This is a genomic window from Leptospira levettii, assembly GCF_002812085.1.
In the GTDB taxonomy this organism is placed as follows: domain Bacteria; phylum Spirochaetota; class Leptospiria; order Leptospirales; family Leptospiraceae; genus Leptospira_A; species Leptospira_A levettii.
This window is the reverse complement of record NZ_NPDM01000008.1, coordinates 81,122-97,151: the sequence shown is the minus strand read 5'-3', so window position 1 is coordinate 97,151 and position 16,030 is coordinate 81,122. Positions and strand designations below refer to the sequence as shown.

At 37.3% G+C, this 16,030-nt stretch carries 15 protein-coding genes; 6 read left to right on the top strand and 9 right to left on the bottom strand.

Annotation, left to right across the window (positions count from 1 at the left end; genetic code table 11):
- Positions 1 to 73 precede the first annotated feature (73 nt).
- The 4 genes from CH354_RS17300 to CH354_RS17285 are packed head-to-tail and all read left to right on the top strand — an operon-like array spanning position 74 to position 5,234.
- Positions 74 to 1,975 carry an AMP-dependent synthetase/ligase gene (locus CH354_RS17300; RefSeq protein WP_135799723.1) on the top strand — a complete coding sequence of 634 codons (1,902 nt, stop codon included), beginning with the start codon at positions 74 to 76 and terminating at the stop codon, positions 1,973 to 1,975.
- The gene (locus CH354_RS17295; RefSeq protein WP_100727640.1) at positions 1,972 to 3,546 is read left to right on the top strand and encodes an acyl-CoA dehydrogenase family protein; all 1,575 of its coding nucleotides are present in this window, start codon (positions 1,972 to 1,974) and stop codon (positions 3,544 to 3,546) included. Before CH354_RS17300 ends, CH354_RS17295 begins: the two co-directional genes overlap by 4 nt.
- Positions 3,547 to 3,549: 3 nt before the next feature.
- Positions 3,550 to 4,791, top strand: coding sequence for a sensor histidine kinase (locus CH354_RS17290; protein WP_100766550.1), 1,242 nt, complete (start codon positions 3,550 to 3,552; stop codon positions 4,789 to 4,791).
- Between the two features lie 20 nt (positions 4,792 to 4,811).
- Complete coding sequence (locus CH354_RS17285; RefSeq protein ID WP_100727638.1) at positions 4,812 to 5,234, top strand: MaoC family dehydratase; 423 nt, start codon at positions 4,812 to 4,814, stop codon at positions 5,232 to 5,234.
- Here CH354_RS17285 and CH354_RS17280 read toward each other — a convergent pair.
- Together CH354_RS17280 and CH354_RS17275 are read right to left on the bottom strand one after the other, a co-directional pair.
- Positions 5,218 to 5,583 carry a DUF1292 domain-containing protein gene (locus tag CH354_RS17280; RefSeq protein WP_100727637.1) on the bottom strand — a complete coding sequence of 122 codons (366 nt, stop codon included), beginning with the start codon at positions 5,581 to 5,583 and terminating at the stop codon, positions 5,218 to 5,220. The genes CH354_RS17285 and CH354_RS17280 overlap by 17 nt on opposite strands.
- Positions 5,583 to 5,876: an HNH endonuclease gene (locus CH354_RS17275; protein ID WP_100727636.1), complete on the bottom strand. Its 294-nt coding sequence runs from the start codon at positions 5,874 to 5,876 to the stop codon at positions 5,583 to 5,585. Before CH354_RS17275 ends, CH354_RS17280 begins: the two co-directional genes overlap by 1 nt.
- 49 nt (positions 5,877 to 5,925) lie before the next feature.
- On the opposite strand from CH354_RS17275, the gene CH354_RS17270 reads away from it, so the two are divergent.
- Entirely contained in the window at positions 5,926 to 7,038 is a 1,113-nt protein-coding gene (locus CH354_RS17270) for an acyltransferase family protein (protein ID WP_100727635.1), read from the top strand.
- Here the strand turns inward: CH354_RS17270 and CH354_RS17265 are convergent.
- The gene (locus CH354_RS17265) at positions 7,035 to 8,411 is read right to left on the bottom strand and encodes a flavin monoamine oxidase family protein (RefSeq protein WP_100727634.1); all 1,377 of its coding nucleotides are present in this window, start codon (positions 8,409 to 8,411) and stop codon (positions 7,035 to 7,037) included. The genes CH354_RS17270 and CH354_RS17265 overlap by 4 nt on opposite strands.
- Positions 8,412 to 8,493: 82 nt before the next feature.
- Between CH354_RS17265 and CH354_RS17260 the strand changes: the two genes are divergently transcribed.
- On the top strand, positions 8,494 to 10,629 hold the full coding sequence (locus CH354_RS17260; RefSeq protein ID WP_100727675.1) for a 7TM diverse intracellular signaling domain-containing protein: 2,136 nt from the start codon (positions 8,494 to 8,496) through the stop codon (positions 10,627 to 10,629).
- Here CH354_RS17260 and CH354_RS17255 read toward each other — a convergent pair.
- From CH354_RS17255 to CH354_RS17230, 6 genes are all read right to left on the bottom strand, one after another.
- Positions 10,626 to 11,552 (bottom strand): 50S ribosomal protein L11 methyltransferase, encoded by a 927-nt coding sequence (locus CH354_RS17255; protein WP_100727633.1) that lies wholly within the window; start codon positions 11,550 to 11,552, stop codon positions 10,626 to 10,628. The genes CH354_RS17260 and CH354_RS17255 overlap by 4 nt on opposite strands.
- Before the next feature lie 2 nt (positions 11,553 to 11,554).
- A complete protein-coding gene (locus CH354_RS17250; protein WP_100727632.1) occupies positions 11,555 to 12,178 on the bottom strand; it encodes a helix-turn-helix domain-containing protein in 624 nt (207 codons plus the stop codon).
- A 39-nt stretch (positions 12,179 to 12,217) separates the two neighbouring features.
- On the bottom strand, positions 12,218 to 12,904 hold the full coding sequence (gene rsmI / locus CH354_RS17245) for a 16S rRNA (cytidine(1402)-2'-O)-methyltransferase (RefSeq protein WP_100727631.1): 687 nt from the start codon (positions 12,902 to 12,904) through the stop codon (positions 12,218 to 12,220).
- Positions 12,901 to 13,728, bottom strand: a complete 828-nt coding sequence (locus CH354_RS17240; RefSeq protein ID WP_100727630.1) for an HAD family hydrolase — start codon at positions 13,726 to 13,728, stop codon at positions 12,901 to 12,903. The genes rsmI and CH354_RS17240 overlap by 4 nt, the downstream gene beginning before the upstream one ends.
- A gap of 6 nt (positions 13,729 to 13,734) precedes the next feature.
- Positions 13,735 to 14,520, bottom strand: a complete 786-nt coding sequence (locus CH354_RS17235) for a M23 family metallopeptidase (RefSeq protein WP_100727629.1) — start codon at positions 14,518 to 14,520, stop codon at positions 13,735 to 13,737.
- A gap of 256 nt (positions 14,521 to 14,776) precedes the next feature.
- Positions 14,777 to 16,021 carry a sterol desaturase family protein gene (locus CH354_RS17230; RefSeq protein WP_100727628.1) on the bottom strand — a complete coding sequence of 415 codons (1,245 nt, stop codon included), beginning with the start codon at positions 16,019 to 16,021 and terminating at the stop codon, positions 14,777 to 14,779.
- Positions 16,022 to 16,030 lie beyond the last annotated feature (9 nt).

Here is a 16,030-nt window from a genome sequence, read left to right as displayed (position 1 = left end):
CAAAAAACGAACAGTGATTTTTTATCCATCCTACATTTCCTGTAAAAAGAACGAACTGAAAAAGGCAAAATCTATGAACCAAAACTACCAAATCCTTTACCAAGCATTGGAATCCGTCGCAAATACCTTCCCAACGAAAATTTCGTTCCGGAAACGGAAGTCGACCACTGAGTTTCCTGGGATCAGTTTTGGAGAATTGAAAGAGTTTGTCGACCACTTGACTTCGGGATTCATCGATCTTGGTGTTGAGGTAGGGGACCGAATCGGATTTTTTTGTGATGCATCCGTCAATTGGCTTCGGACCGATCTCTCCATTTTAACTGCAGGTGCAGTTGTTGTCCCAAGAGGAACAGATATCGTTCGTGAAGAAATTTTATACATCTTAAACCATTCAGAAGCAAAGTTTTTGATAGTTCAAAAACCAAAAGATAAAAAACGCATTGATGACCTGTTAGGTGAGCTTCCTCATTTGAAACAGATCTTTGTTTTGGAAAATGAACAAGGTGAACTTATTTCTGGACCCAATTCAATTTTATCATTGGCAGAAAAGGGAAAAGAAATTTGGAAAACAAATGGAAAACAAAACTTAGAGAATCGAATCAAACAAATTGATCCAGATGCTTTGGCCACTTTAATTTATACTTCTGGGACCACAGGAAATCCTAAAGGTGTGATGTTGTCTCAAAAAGGATGGATCACTGCCATTCAAAATACAATTGCTCGTTTGGATATGAATTCAAATGACAATGCTGTAAGTTTATTGCCACCTTGGCATGCTTTTGAAAGAGCCATTGAATACGCAGGTATATTCCTCGGTTTAGATTTTTTAGTTTCCAATATGACAAGTTTGAAGGATGACCTTCGTGATTTTCGTCCTACGATTTTTCCATCCGTTCCAAGGATTTGGGAATCTGTTTATAATGGGATTATGGCGAAAGTTGCCAAAGAAGGTGGTTTTAAAGAAAAGTTATTTCATTTCTTTTTAAAAGTAGGTGCTACATGGGCACGATACTATGCAATGTTTATGGGTTTTGAGTTTGAAATTAAAAAACCAAACTTCATCGTTTCTTTATGCAAACGAAGTTATGCATTATTGATTTTAATTTTACTCTCCCCATTAAAGTTACTCAGCATAAAAATATTTTCTACCATTCATAAAGCATTGGGTGGAAGGATTCGAATTTGTATATCTGCTGGATCAGCTTTACCGAGTGTAGTGGATGGGTTTTTATCAGCCATTGGATTAAAAGTTTTAGAAGGATATGGAATGACAGAAACTTCTGCTGTAGTTTCCATTCGATCCAATACAAAACCAACAAAAGGAACTGTTGGAATACCAATTGATGGTTATTCTATTCGTTTAAAAGATGAAACAGGTAAAATCTTAACAAAAACAGGAGATAAGGGAACTCTTTGGATTAAATCCAAACAGATATTAAAAGGTTACTATAAAAGACCTGAACTCAATCAGGTTGTTTTTGATGCAGATGGTTTTTTTGACACTGGTGATTTGATGATGATTTCACATCGAAATGAACTTGTGTTTGCTGGTAGATCAAAGGATACCATCGCCCTTATTGGTGGTGAAAACGTTGAACCAATCCCAATCGAAGACAAACTCTTAACATCCTCTTATATAGATCAAGTGATGGTTGTTGGCCATGATAAGAAAACATTAGCTGCTCTGATTGTTCCAAATTTTGAAGCAGTTGAAGCAAAAATTCCAGGTTTATCAAAAGACAAAGCTGTTGAATGGAACACTAATCCTAAGGTTCGTGAACTATTTCGATCTGAGATTTCCAAAATTATCTCAAAAGATAATGGATTTAAGTCTTTTGAAATGATTCCAGCTAACAATTTTTATGTGGTGCCACGGCCATTTGATCCAGATGTGGAAATGACAAGAACTCTTAAAATGAAGCGAAATATAATTTCGGAAGTATTTACAAAACAAATTGAAGGAATATACCAATGATTAATCCCAAACTAAATCCTTATCTGGGAGATGAGGAAAGAAGTTTTTACAACACAGTCTTTCAATTTTCAGAAGATAAAGTATACCCATCTTCGGAAGAAAGGGACGAAAAAGAAATTTGGTCTGATGAACTCTGGAAAGAGTTTTCGAAAGCAGGTTTAACTGGTCTTACGATACCAGCAGAATACGGTGGTGAAGGTGCAAGTTGTTTGTTATGTTCAATCGCAACTGATGCATTTGCTTCTGGTTCACTCGATGGAGGTATTGGTTTATCATGGGTTGCCCATTTAGTCATTGGTACGATGCCCATTGTATTCCAAGGAACTGAAGCCCAAAAAGCCAAATACCTCACGAAATTAGCAACTGGTGAATGGATGGCAGGATTTGCGCTCACAGAACCTGCTTCAGGCTCAGATGCAGCTTCCCTTCTGACAAAAGCAGAAGAAGTGGAAGGTGGTTGGAAACTAAATGGATCAAAAACATTTATCACAAATGGCCCTGTTGGTCAGGTGTTTATTGTCATGGCAAGAACTTCCGAAAAAGGAAGAGGGCCCATGGGAATCTCTGCCTTTATCGTAGAAAGTAACACACCTGGCTTTAAGGTGAGTAAGGTTCTAAAAAAATTAGGCCATCATACTTCCATGACTGCAGAACTGGTTTTTGAAGATATGATCATACCAAAAGAAAATCTTCTTGGACCATTAAACACTGGTTTTATGAGAATTGGTAAAGAAACCTTAGAATGGGAAAGGACTGTTTTTGTGGCAGGACTCAGTGGAGCAATGGAGTTTTGTTTTCGCAAAGGAATGCGATATGCCAACGAAAGAGTCCAATTTGGAAAATCGATCTCCAGTTTTTATGGAATGCGAGATATTCTAGTACGAAACTGGGTATACATCCAAGCAGCCAGAAGATTGATTTATTGGGTTGCAGAGAGAAAAGATAGGGGAATCCCTTCTCCGCTTGAAAGTAGTTTAGGTAAATTAATTTCATCAGAACTCGCAGAAGACGTAGCAAAAGACACCGTACAATTGTTTGGTGGATACGGTTACATGAAAGAGTATGCCGTTGAAAGGTTTTACCGTGATGTCAAATTGGGAACGATTGGTGGTGGAACTAGTGAGATCCAAAGATCGATTATTTCTTCGTTATACCCTGGGAAGGAAAAATTCCAAAAAGAATTTAGTGCCATTGGAAATCCACAGAGTGTTACGGATTCCATTCAAAATTTATTATTTGATATCATTCTAAAAATGGATGGGGAACCGAACCGCAAAAAACAACAATCCATTGAATTTGCATTTGCTGATGTGTTATCGGTTTTTGTGATCATTTATTTATCAGAAATTGACACTCATAAAACGATAGATTCTTATCCAAAAGAAGAAAAAATGATAGATCGGAAGTTACTTTCGTATTATCTTGTGGGTAAGTATTTAATGTCCATGAGCCGTCTCAATCAATTTGTACCAAAAGAACTCAATGAAATTTGGAATCTCTATCGAGAGTTAGCAAATTCAATCGAAGAAAAGGTTCATACTAGGTTTTCTTCTCTCCAGGAGTTAGCCTAAATTGTGAAAGCAGCTGCCCGGATTGCAATTTTTTATTTGTTCTTCGGGTATCTGTGGATTTATTACTCTGATTATGCAATTTCCTTATTTTCTCTTTCCGCAGACGATATAAGAGAAATTCAAAGTTTAAAAGGGTGGGGATTTGTCACAATCTCCGCCTTCATCATCTATTTTCTGTTAGTTCGCGAGTTAAAATATCAAAAAAAAGTATTATCCGAGAAGTTTGAATCGGATCAATTATTCCAAGTTATATTAGAACGTATTGAAGATGCAGTGATCGTTTTCAATTTGGATACTTGGAAAATTGATTTTTTGAGTGAACAAGTATGTAGGTTGTTTGATACTGAAACTAAAGAAATTTTAGCGAATCCACAAGTTTTGATTGATCGTGTTTATGAGGGAGATCGAACACGTATGTCTCATATCTGGATGAATCAATTAAGAGAAAATCATACGGGTTTATTGTATCGGATTCAAATGAAGGATGGAAAAATCAAATGGGCATTGGAGCACCGATTGTTCATCCCTTCAATTGATGGAAGTCCAAACAAAGCAGTCGCAGTTATTTCAGATATGACCAGTTATATGGAGAATCAAACTAAACTGGAACAATCTTTAAAAGAAAATGAAACTTTACTAACAGAAGTTCACCATCGAGTTAAAAATAATTTAGCTGTTATCATTTCTTTTTTACAATTGCAAGTATATTCATCTCCCCCAGAAACCGCAGATATCTTAGAACAAAGTATTGTTAGAATTAAAGCTATCGCACTTGTACATGAAAAATTATACAGCGGTAAAAACTTATCAGGGTTAAGTTCCGTCGATTATATCACAAGTCTTGTTGAAAATATAAAACTCATGTATATGCGTACAGATATTCTCATTGAACTGGATATCCAAAAGATGGAGTTTAACATCATTGATGCGATTCCCATGGGACTTATGATAACAGAGATGTTAACCAATTGTTTTCGTCATGCATTTAAAATTGCAAAAGAAGATGCTCAAATTAAAATTGAATTTATTGTGAATGAAAATGGACAGTTTGAATTAAAATATCGTGATAATGGAAGTGGTTTTCCCATTGGGTTTGATTATCGAAAAGCAGAAACCATTGGATTGTCCGTCATCTTTTCATTGAGTAGCCAATTGAATGGTCGAGAGATTGAATGTTCTTCAAGTCCTGGCCAAGGTGTCTTTTATCATTTTTCATTTTCGCCTAAAAGAACAAATTCAAAATAAATAACATTGTTGTAGGTATTATGTACAATCAAGGAAAACGTTTTTCAGAAATCCAAATTGGAGAAAAAGCATCGTTTACAAAAACAATATCAGAAACAGATGTTTATCTTTTTGCCGGAATCAGTGGAGATTTTAATCCCTTACATGTGGATGAGGAATATGCGAAAACAACTAGTTTCGGAACAAGAATCGCACATGGGGGACTTGCTGCTTCATTACTTGCTCCTGTTTTGGGGATGAAGTTGCCTGGCCTTGGAACAGTTGCGTTAGAAACAACAACCAAGTTTCGAAAACCTGTTTATTTTGGAGATACGATTACTTGTTTGGTGGAAGTTGTTGAAAAAGTCGAAAGGATAAAAGCAGTTAAAATGAAAATTGTTTGGTCCAATCAGAAAGGGGAAGTGGTCAGTAAGGGAGAAACTTTGGTCATTCCTCCTGGTTGAGGAATTGGCCAACTAAACCAATTTCATCTTCAACGAATTCTCGAACTTCTTCCAGTTCATCTTCGTCCAAAATTTCTTCTAAGATTTCTTCTCCAGCTTCGTCTTGCCCAAGTCGCATAATAATGTATCCTGGTACTTCCGAATCTGGATCATCCATTTCTACATTCACAAATTGGTATTCTTGCTCTGTTGTGGGTATAAAAACGAGATAATCATTTCCGAGTAAGGAAAAGGAATAAAATACTTCCCATTGGTAACTATTTCCTTTTTCGTCCACCAAATCAATTTCTTCCGAGGTTCGGTTTGGTAAAAAATCATCTGCTTGGAATCCGATTTCTTTATTTTCCATTAGCTAAAGAATTCCTTCTCAAATGGTAGACTATGTTTTTTTTTGAAATTACAATCTTTACAAGCTGGTACTAAATTTGCTTTGACTGACTTCCCGCCTCGTATAAGAGGAATTAGATGGTCCATTGTTAAGTCTTCTACCTTGAATTTTTTTCCACAATAATGGCAAATTCCAGAGGCACGTTTGTTTTTCCACCATGCGGTATTTTTTAAATCTTTTGCTTTTTTCCTTTCTCGACGGATTTCTTCATCGCTGATATCAGAAAAAAAAGGTTCTAGCGGTGGATCGGTCATACCTTAAAAAAATCTGTTATTTTCCATTCGTCAAGAAAAAGATGGAGGAATGGGACGACTCATATACCTCGATAATTTACGTTCTTTTGCCTTATTACTTGGGATTGTTTTTCATTCTGCGATTGTTTACGCATCTGATATCAAATATGCCATCCAAACAGAAGAACGAAGTGAGATATTGTCCTACTTTTGTTATTGGATCCATAGTTTTCGAATGCCAATGTTTTATATGATCTCTGGTTTTTTTTCCGCAATGGTCATTGAAAAAAAAGGTACATCATTTTATCTAGATGGAAGGTTGAAGAGAGTATTCATTCCTACCATTTTTGGATTGGTCTTTCTTGCTCCGATACAATACTTTTTAATGGAAAAATTAAATTCACCTAATTTGGGTTTGATGGAATTTTTGACTTCTTTTTTCACTAAGGATAAATTTCAACATTCTCATATTTGGTTTTTAGTCGATTTGTTTTTGTTTAGTATGATTTATGTTCTAATCCAAAAACCATTGCATCATTTTGCAAATTGGAAACCATTCCAACATTTATCTGGAAAAATATATTATCTAATTGGTTTTACTTTTCTTCTGGTTCTTTTGGCACACACACAATTTGGCAAAGGAGAATCTGTATATGGAATTTTTAAATTAACCTTTGTTTACCAATTTGCATTTTTTATTGTGGGAGTGTTTTGTTATTTTTGGAAGGAAATCCTTTTTGAGGCTTCCATGCCAAAATTGAAACCGTATGCAATATTAGTTTGGGCGATTGTAGTTTCTCTTTTACTCATGGAATTAGAAATATCCGATCCGCTATGGATTTATTTTTCTTATGCGAATCCGATGTTTCGAATATCCCATATTTTTTTATGGGTCCTTTCTCCATTTTTATGGACTGTATTCTTTGTATTTGCATTTGTTCAAATTGGAAATAAGGAAGGGAAAATGGGAACCTATGTCATCGAAGCAAGTTTACCCATTTACTTATTACACCATCCGATTTCATTAACATTTGCTTACATGATGAAAGATAGTCCTTACCCGTTATGGGGTAAGTTTCTCTTTCATAACCTGTTTGTTTTGGTACTTAGTTTTTTACTGTATGAAATTTTAATCAAAAGATCTCGATCGTTACGATTTATCTTCGGGTTAAAAGTAAGTTAAGTTTTACTAATTGCTTGGATGGCAGAAGCAACTGCGCTATCCATACTCCCAGTGTGTAATGCAAGATGTTCTCCTGCAAAAAATACTCTTTCAAAAGGTTCGTTCCAAACATCTTTGATCCCATAACTACCTGGTGGGAAAAGGGATACAAATCCTGACCTGCCAGTTGTTTTTTGAAAACTATGAAAATGGAAAGGGTTTTCTTGTACTAACTCGAAACTCCCCAATTCTTCCAGAGCAGACAACATTAGGTTTTTTTTCTGACGATCACTCCCTTTTTCAAAGAGGGATGCTTTATCACCAGTTGATATCGAGGTAACAGCTGTTACATTTTGTCCAACAGCTTGGTCAGAAACGTAAAAAGTTTCAGCGGCTGTATTTGTAGATTGGAAAAAATTAGAATAACTACTATTACTTTTGACAAAACATATGTTCTTTGAAATTTTACCAGTTTGCATGCGGAGAGCAGAATAAATTAGGTCTTTAGGTAATGTTGGAGTCCATTTTATGTCCAACACAGCTGCAGATGGCAAAGTACAAACTATCAAATTTCCTTTGATGACTCGTCCTGAAGATAACTCCACCGTCACTTGGTTTTTTTGTTGGGAAACTTTTGTTGCTGATTCCCCAAGTAATAATTCTTGTCCTTTTAGTTGAGTTACGAGTGCTTGGATGATTTGTTCTGCTCCGCCTCCCACTAAATACTTAGGTTTGAGTGCAGATTGTAAGGCTGAGAGATCATCTAATACCGATTCACTGGAGATTTGATTTAAGTCTGCACCTAAAATGGTACGATAAAGATCATTCATTGACCTAATTTCTTCTTCTGTTAATCCTTGGTACCTTGCATAAGATGAAAAATTGATTTTATCTAATCCTTGTTTTTGGCCTGTTCCCAAGGATTTGTGTAACTCTATCACCTTATCTAATGTATCGATGGATGTGCTCGAAATTTTATGTTGGTCGGAATTATTTTTAGATAATGAAAATCTTTCAGAGACATTCGCATTCACCAATTCAAGGCCTAATTGTTTAACAAGGCTTTTAATGTCTGTTTGGTTTTCGCTGATCCACTCACCACCTAAGTCTTGTACAATTCCCAAACTTGGATTGGAGTAAGTAGCAATCCTGCCACCAAATTGGTCTCCTCTTTCGATGACTGTTACATCATATCCCGTTTGTTTCAGTAAATAGGCTGAATAAAGTCCCGACAAACCCCCTCCTAGTACGATGGCTTTTTTTGCACCAGAGATTCGTGTTTTTGTTTCTGCGCTCACCACACCTGTGGATTGTCCGTAGAATTTTTGAGGGGAGAGAAGGCTAATGCCCGCTGCTGTGGCAGTCAAATTTTTGAGGAATGTTTTTCGATTCATAGAACTTTCCCCTATTTTACCACTCAAAACAAAAAAGGCTAGAAAAATTACAAAAATAGAATCTATTGGCTTTGGCTTTTTTATGCGAAATACAAAAACAATTTTTACAATTCCGATTCTGTCCTACTTTTTTGCGATCCTTCTCATCCTTCCTGCAAATTTCTTAAGTGCGACACCTAAAATTGATTTGGCTACCGAAATGAGCGGAGTGGCAATCTGGAACCAAGTTTTGGTTTTGGAAGATCCTACCCAATCCATATCAGAAACGACGATTGTGTCTGGTGAAAAAGACGGAGAATTCAAACAACTCTCCTCACCTAATTTAGGTTTTTCTCAATCGGTGTTTTGGGTTAAATTGGATATCTCCAATCCTAATTCGCAAACAGTGAGATGGAATTTGTTATTTGATTTTCCACTGATAGATGAAATCCAAATTTTGGGTGACCCAGTTCCCAAAAATGCGATCCGGAAACTCGGTGATTCATCTCCTTTTGCCGAACGAAATGTGGAATATAGAAATCCAGTTTTTCCCTTTGAAACACTTCCAAATGCAAAGGCTGTCTATTATCTCAAAATCAAATCCGAATCAACTATTCCGTTGGCATTGGAACTATGGACCGAACGAGAGTTTAATGAAAAGATAAACAAAGAACAAATGATCTTTGGAATTTTTTATGGAATTTTGTTTGTGATGATTGCTTACAATTTTTTCATCTATATATTCACGTATGAAAAGAGTTATTTATTATATCTTTTTTTCATAAGCTCAATATTTTTCTTTCACTTAGTAAACAATGGATTTGCCTTTCAATACATTTGGCCCAATTGGGTCTTCTGGGCAAATTATTCCTTGCCATTTTTTATCTGTTTGTCCTGTATCACGGGAATCATCTTTACTTATAATTATTTAAGTTTGAAGAAACACCTCCCAAAAGTTTCCAAATTGATGTGGGTTTGGGTAGGGATCCTAGTATTGTTTTCTTTTGTAACATTTTTTTTGCATTATCGAGTTGCGATGGTCACATCGATACTGCTAACTGTTCCCACTGCACTGTTACTTGTATATAGTGGAACTTATACATTTTTAGCAAACGTTCGAACTGCTAGGTATTATTTAATCTCTTGGTTGTTCTTTTTGTTAGGTGTTCTGTTGTATTCTTTAAAGAGTTTAGGATTTTTATCTGACAATCATATAACAAGATGGACGATTCAGATTGGAACAGCTTTACAAACAATATTATTATCACTTGGCTTAGCAGACAGAATCAATTTTTTAACTAGAAGTTTAAGGGAAAATTTAAGAGATTTGTCACATGCAAAGATAAAAATTGAAGAGTCGGAAAAACGTTTTAGAGAAATTTTCCAAGGTTCTGATGAAGTGATTTTAATGATGAACGAAGATTTCGAAATCATCAATGCGAATCGATCGTTATCAAAACACCTAGGGTATCGACTGGATGATTTGAGAAATAAAAAAATAACAGAAATTCTTTATACAGGAAGAGATCAAAAATCGGATTACAATGTCATGTATGTAAATGACAAACTCACAGACTTAAAGATGACTGGATCCGCAATTAACTTTCGAACTGAGTTATCGCAGAAGTATGTAAAAGAACCAAAAGAAATGGTTTGTCGTATCCAATATATAGATTTTGAAGAAACGAGAGAAGTGTTAATGACCTTGTCTCCTGAATTTGAAGATACCATTATCCAACTCATTGATTCTGAAAAAATCGAACTTTCGATGAATAATTATCTACGAAATGCAGAACTTGTTTCACAAAAAATAACTTCGCAATTAGCAAAATACCTCACAAATATTGAACAAACGGAAGTTCGATCGTCTGTTCGAGAAATCATAATTAATGCAGTCGAACATGGAAATTTAAATATCAGTTTTGATGAAAAATCGAAAGCGCTGATGGAAGGAAATTATTTAGAGTTTTTACAAAAACGACAAGAGGATCCAAGGTATCGGCACAAAAAAGTAAAAATAGAATACTCCTTTAGTAGTGAGTATGTGGCGTATCGGATCACAGATGAAGGACGAGGGTTTGACCATAAAAAACATATGGAAAAATCATTGGATGCAATGAACGAGGCACATGTCCAACATGGAAGAGGGATCCTTATGACAAAATCTGTTTTTGACAGAATTGAATACAATGAAAAAGGGAATCAGGTCAGTTTGATCAAATTTCTCAATCGTATTTAATTTTTTTGCCAGTCAAGAACCCACCATTCGTTCCATTCTTTGGAATAAAGGAGTTTTCCCGGCAAATGACTTTGTAATAAACTTAAAAATTCATCTTTTTTCTCGGTGATGATTCCTGAAAAAATGATTCTAGGTGCATTGATTTTTGCCAAATGACGGATGTTTTGTGAGAGAACTGCAAAAGTAATATTGGCAATTGCTAGATCATACTTTTCATTGGAGAGTTTGGGATTGTCGATCCCCGATTCTTCTACACTAAATTGAAATCCTTTTGGGTATTCATTTTCAGTCCAGTTAGACCAAGCTGCTTTGACAGCATTCGGGTCTATGTCCAAAGCAAAAATTTTAGAAACTCCAAACTTAGCAAGACCTATGGATAAAATTCCAGATCCTGTTCCTACATCACATGCGGATTGGAATACAAACTTTCCTTCTGCATGTAATGAATCCAAATGTTCTAAAATCAGTTTTGTTGTTTCATGGTGACCTGTTCCAAAAGCAACTCCTGGGTTGATAAAAAGTGGAATCCCTCCAGTCGGTTTCCATAATGCGATTGTATTTGGTTCATGTTTTTCCCAAGTAGGAATCACCCAAAGTTTGTTTCCAATCGGAAAAGGTTTGTAATATTCTTTGTAAGCTTCTTCGTAATCCCTTGTTTCGATGATACGAGATTCTGAATTAGAATTGTTAGGTGCATGAAGTTTTAGAAAAATTAGAATTTTTAATTCTTTTTCTACTTCATCAGTTTGTAGATAAATACGAATGTTTGTATTGTCTCGAATGAGGCCCTGGTCTTTTTCTTTTGGAGCTTCACCATCAAAAAGAATTTCATAATAACCAGCACATTGTAAAGAATCTAGAAGTTCATAAAATGGATCTGATAATTCTTTTGGTAAATTGACTTTTAATTCTCTGTATTCCAAACTTAACCTATCTCATCCGTGTAATCCATCACCAAGTACATAAGAGTTTCTTGGTCAGTTGGATTGGAATACTCATGAGAGACATCCGCTTTAAAAAATACAGAGTCTTTTGGTTCCAGTTCGACTACCTTTTCTCCCACACGCAAACGAAGTTTCCCAGAGACAACAACAAGGTTTTCTGTGGTTCCTGTTTTGTGTGGTTCGGCAACTTCATGTCCACCGGGTTTTAAAATGAGTTCATAAAATTCCGTTTTGCGGTTTCCTAGGAATGGAAACAAGGCACGGCTTGCAAACACCTTCGAGTTGGAATACAAAACCTTGGAGTTTTCGGCCTTTAAGATATGGATGCCGTCCTGATTTTTTTCTTTGAGGAGTTCGGAAAAAGGAACATTGAGCCCGTTTGCAATTTTCCATAAAACGGAAATGGTCGGCACAGATTTCCCTTGTTCAATTTGAGACAACATCGCACGGCTCACACCACATCGATTGGCGAGTTTGTCCAAAGAAAATCCTTTGGTGTGACGGATGAGTTTCAGGTTTTCTTTGACAACGTCTGTTATATAGTCGCCCGACTCTGAAATTAAAGGATCTAATCCGTCACTTGTTTGTTCTACTTTACTGACCATTGTCCAAGCGTCCAATATAACAGAGGTACTGTCAAGAAACTATCGTTTGTGCCTTTCTTTTTTCTCTTCGATGACAAATACGGGTGGGAGTTTCATCCCTTGGGGGAATTTTTTTTGGACTTCCTTGGCTGTCCCACGGAAGGAAGTTTCGTGTGCGAACGAAATTCCCAGTGCCAAAAAGATCATACGATCATTCGGAAGGATTTTGGCGAGAGTTTCCAGACAATGTTTGGCACGATAAGGGGTTTCGTAAAATGCAAGTGTGATCCCGAGTCCTAAGTATTGTTTTAAGGTTTTTTCCCTTTCCTTTTCCTCTCTTGGTAAAAATCCAAGGAATAAAAAAGGTGAGGTCGCAAAACCAGAACTTGTAAGTGCTGAAACAAGAGCTGTCGGTCCCGGGGCTGATCTCACTTCCACTCCCATCTCCCATGCGAGTGGGACAAGCCACTTACCTGGGTCTTCGAGGCCTGGACTACCAGAATCAGAAATGAGACAAGTACGTTTTGTCATCGCAAGTTTCATTCCTATCTCATCCATCTCATTTCTCGAAGTATGTTCATTGAGAAGGTCAAAAGGTTTTGAGATTCCTAGTTTTTTCAATAGGGTAGACGTGGTCCTTTGTTCTTCCCCTAAAATCCAATCTGCTTCCTCTAGCAATTGTTTGGTGCGTGGTGGGAGGTCTAAATCGTTTCCAATGGAATTGGATACTAAATACAATCGATTCATTTGGTTAAAGTTTGGTAAGTAAAATACGGTTGGATGAGAATACCTTTTGCACTGCAGGCCTTAACAAATTCTGGATCACCTTTATCAATGGCTACTCCAAATTCTTTAGCTTTGGTTAACATCGGATAGTCATTAAATGAATCACCAAAGACCAAATCAGGATAATGACCTATCCTTTCTTCGATTGCTTTGACTTTCCCTTCGCCATATGTATATGGTTCAATCAGTTCGTGAGTATATTTTTCTTGTGCGTTTAACGTTTGTCTCATGCCAATCACATTACTTTCTAAAACGGGAAAATGGTGGGCGATGGCAGCAATGCCAGGTTCAGGAGAGGCAGTTACAATGTACACTTGCCAATTGTGGTGGTATAAGAACTGGATTAAATCTTTCATCTCCACTTGTGGAAAAACTCCAGACTCATCTTCCGGTAAGTTCACTCGTTTCCAAGCACGTCTTGAGATTTCATAATAATCCTCTTTGGATAGACCTTGGAATAAAAAACAAGTCCAACGATACCCTCTTTCAACTCCAAATTCTTTTAGCTGAAAAGCATATTCTTCCCATATCAAATGTTCTTTTTCAGCTAAACTGAGTTTGGTGTGGTCTTTCCAAAGTTTTTTATCACGAAAATACGGGGAGAGATCAGTCGGCAAAAATGTAAGATTTTCCCTGATGATTTGGTCCATAATTTTTTCGCCAAAATCATTACGGATAAGAGTATTATCAAAATCAAAACAAGCAATGCCTGTTTTTTTAGGGATCAGTGTTGTCAGACGGTTATAAATTTCATCTGTCCAACTATGCTTTGTAAGGTTTGTCACAAATACTTAGTCTGCAAATCCGACAAGGTTTGTGGCAACACCTTCTTCAAATGGTGTGAGAAAGTTTTCAGGATTCAAATACACATTATGAAACCGAACTTCGAAATGGACATGAGGTCCAGTTGACTTACCTGTGTTTCCAGAAAATGCGATGATTTGCCCTTTTTTCACAATGTCACCAGGTTTAACGAGTAACTCTTGGTTATGTCCATACACAGTATGGAAATGGTTCATGTCGTGGTGGTAAATTTTAACGGCAAGGCCGTAGTCCCCACCTCTCCCTGCTTCTTCGACAACTCCATCTGCTGCCGCAAGGACAATCGAGTTTTTCGGAATGGCGATGTCAAGGCCAGTATGCCAAGTGTTCCAACGCCTTCCAATGCGTGAAGAAATTCGAGATTTGTTATTGGGTAAAACGGGCCAAATGAATTGGTCAATGGGAGAATCGATGGTTTCACGAAAGAGTTCTTTTTCTTGGAGGTTCCGCATGTATTCAGCGGAGTATGGGAAAAAAATGGAGCGTTTCAAACGTTTGAGTTCGGTTTCCGTCAGGTGGTTGATTTCCATTACCTCTTGGGCAAGGACACCAAACTCGGATGCTTTTTCCAGTAAGGATTTTTTCTCTGCATTCAGATCCACCCAGAGACCCCATTGGTCGTTATACCGTTGGAACACATGGTTGTCCAAAAAAACAGGACCATTTTTTTGCTTTTGGTATGCCGCATAGGCCGAGTAGGTCACGACAAAGAGGATTAGGACCAGTATGATATAGTAACTGCGGTTTCGCTTCATCTCATTTCGCCTCAAAAACTATGGTGCAATGCCAAATTCTCACGGCCACCCACCGGGTCAAGGCGAAGAGGTCGGAAACTTGCGTCAATCATGGCTTTTATGTGACATAAGAAAGTGGTTCCTCTCTCTGTCATTTCCTTTTCTCGAGGGAAATTTAAATATTAACGTCGTTCATTATGGTGAGATGGTTTCGGGGAAGGGGAAAAAGAGAAGGGAAAGGAGCGATTGGTTTTCGATCCTTTCCTTTTGGTTCCGATTAGGAGGCTGCTTGTGTTTTTTGTTGGCCAGTGCGGTAGAGATATATCCCAGCGATCACCAAACAAACAATGCCAATGGCATAATAAGCCCAGTTGACATCGAAGTATCCTAAGACTAAGAATCCAAACAGTAATCTTGTGATCTCCAAAGCTCCCGCCCAAGTTTTGTTTTCAATCAGTGCATTGATGGCAACGAGAGAAAGTGTCACCCAAATGGTCACAAGGACTTGGGAGACAAAACTGAACTTTGGAACAAAGAGTAAAAACGCAAACGAGAGGAGTAATACCAAAACAAACCATGTAGTGGTATAGGTTTTCACTTCTGTAGCTGGTTTTGGGTCATACTTTTGGAACGAATTTGGGCTTACTTCTGGGATGGGTAAAAATCCTGCAGGTTGGTTTCCTTGTCTTGGGTACCAACCTGGTGGTTTTAAAAAGACGCGGATTTTATCCATAAAGTATTCAGCAGCAAAAGCTTGTTTCAGAAGTTCCCAGTAGTAGTGGAAGTTTGCATACACAGGGTTAAAACTACGAAGTGGTTTTACAGTTCCATACACACAAGGTTCTGTTTCTTCTTGGAAGGTCCCAAACATTCGATCAAAGAGGATAAAAATCCCACCGTGGTTTTTGTCGATGTAGATGGGGTTAATCGCATGGTGTACTCGGTGGTGAGAAGGTGTCGAAAGTATGTACTCACCAATCTTTCCAATTTTACCAACTGCTTTTGTGTGCACCCAAAATTGGTAGATGAGATTGATTTGTCCACTGGCAAGATACATCCATGGATGGAACCCAATGAGAGCAAGTGGTATATAAAATACCCAAGTGACAAGGCCACCAAGACCTGTTTGCCTAAGGGCAACCACAAGGTTGTATTCTTCGCTATGGTGGTGGATGACATGCCCTGCCCAAAGAAAGTTCACTTCATGTGCTAAACGGTGTGACCAATAATAGCAAAAATCTTGACCAACGATACAGAGAACCCATGCCCAAGGGTTTGTCATGGCAAATTCAAAAAATCGAAAGTGTTCATAGATATAAAAATAGGCGTATAAACCCACACCTTTTTGGAAAAGGCCCCAAATTTGGGAGATGATTCCCGTACTCAAATCGGCAATCGAATCATTCAACCGGTACAGGTCTTTGTTCCTGCGGTAACCGATGTACACTTCAATGCCAATCAAAAGGAAAAAAACGGGGATGGCATACGTTACAATGGGAGGGGGTGTGAAATTCTCAAACATAGCGGACTA

Coding starts and splice junctions, on each gene's coding strand:
- CH354_RS17275 (WP_100727636.1), bottom strand. CDS start 5,876: ATGACCGATCCACCGCTAGAACCTTTTTTTTCTGATATCAGCGATGAA.
- CH354_RS17295 (WP_100727640.1), top strand. CDS start 1,972: ATGATTAATCCCAAACTAAATCCTTATCTGGGAGATGAGGAAAGAAGT.
- CH354_RS17250 (WP_100727632.1), bottom strand. CDS start 12,178: ATGGTCAGTAAAGTAGAACAAACAAGTGACGGATTAGATCCTTTAATT.
- CH354_RS17285 (WP_100727638.1), top strand. CDS start 4,812: ATGTACAATCAAGGAAAACGTTTTTCAGAAATCCAAATTGGAGAAAAA.
- CH354_RS17230 (WP_100727628.1), bottom strand. CDS start 16,021: ATGTTTGAGAATTTCACACCCCCTCCCATTGTAACGTATGCCATCCCC.
- rsmI (WP_100727631.1), bottom strand. CDS start 12,904: ATGAATCGATTGTATTTAGTATCCAATTCCATTGGAAACGATTTAGAC.
- CH354_RS17265 (WP_100727634.1), bottom strand. CDS start 8,411: ATGAATCGAAAAACATTCCTCAAAAATTTGACTGCCACAGCAGCGGGC.
- CH354_RS17260 (WP_100727675.1), top strand. CDS start 8,494: ATGCGAAATACAAAAACAATTTTTACAATTCCGATTCTGTCCTACTTT.
- CH354_RS17280 (WP_100727637.1), bottom strand. CDS start 5,583: ATGGAAAATAAAGAAATCGGATTCCAAGCAGATGATTTTTTACCAAAC.
- CH354_RS17300 (WP_135799723.1), top strand. CDS start 74: ATGAACCAAAACTACCAAATCCTTTACCAAGCATTGGAATCCGTCGCA.
- CH354_RS17235 (WP_100727629.1), bottom strand. CDS start 14,520: ATGAAGCGAAACCGCAGTTACTATATCATACTGGTCCTAATCCTCTTT.
- CH354_RS17270 (WP_100727635.1), top strand. CDS start 5,926: ATGGGACGACTCATATACCTCGATAATTTACGTTCTTTTGCCTTATTA.